The 685-nt window shown below is 28.3% G+C and carries 2 protein-coding genes; both read left to right on the forward strand.

Annotated elements, in window-relative coordinates:
- Window positions 1–385 (forward strand): hypothetical protein (locus tag EII32_RS12280; protein WP_158611192.1); only part of this gene is annotated, 385 nt, incomplete at its 5' end.
- A 30-nt stretch (window positions 386–415) separates the two neighbouring features.
- On the forward strand, window positions 416–685 hold a 270-nt coding region (locus EII32_RS12625), incomplete at its 3' end, for a hypothetical protein (RefSeq protein ID WP_233582400.1).

A 685-nucleotide genomic window follows, 5' to 3' on the forward strand; every position in this document is an offset into this window, starting at 1 on the left:
ATATAATATAAATGACGATATTCCTAAAAGAAAGATTGTATTATACGCTATTGGATCAAGCCTACCTGAAAGAGGGCGATACTTATTTGCAGAGGATTATTCACTAGACAAAGAAACCTTAAGCGAAATCATTAAAAAAAGAAAGAGATTAACTAACGAAAACTTCAATAAAGATTTTAAGCGCATAAATGATAAATTAGACAATCTAGAAAATTCGTTAGACAGCAATAGCTCATCAGATAGTCAATTACAAACAATTGAAGTATTATTAAGGTTACTATTAGCAGATAATTTTAGTTTAGGTACAGATATTAATAGTTTAAACAATTACCTGAATAGTAGAACTGATAGAGAAATAATGAACTTTGCTAAAAATAAGATTTGAACTGTAAACGGTGCAATTTATGGCAAAAAAATGTGTAAACGCCTTACCATAGATTGTGAATTAAATGAGAAAATTAAACGCAAAGTAAAACAAAGGAATATAAGCAGCAACTTGTTTATTAAAGAAGTCATATCATTTTACGTAGAGAATAAGCGAAATTATACAAATAACGATAACACGTGTACGAAAAAGATTAATGAATTTACAAAAGAAGTAAACTTAATAAGGCATAAAAATACTTCATTAAGTCAAGCATTATTGAGCCAATTAGATACTACATTGGGATATCAAGGACTAGCG

Source organism: Prevotella sp. OH937_COT-195, from assembly GCF_003932845.1.
GTDB lineage: Bacteria > Bacteroidota > Bacteroidia > Bacteroidales > Bacteroidaceae > Prevotella.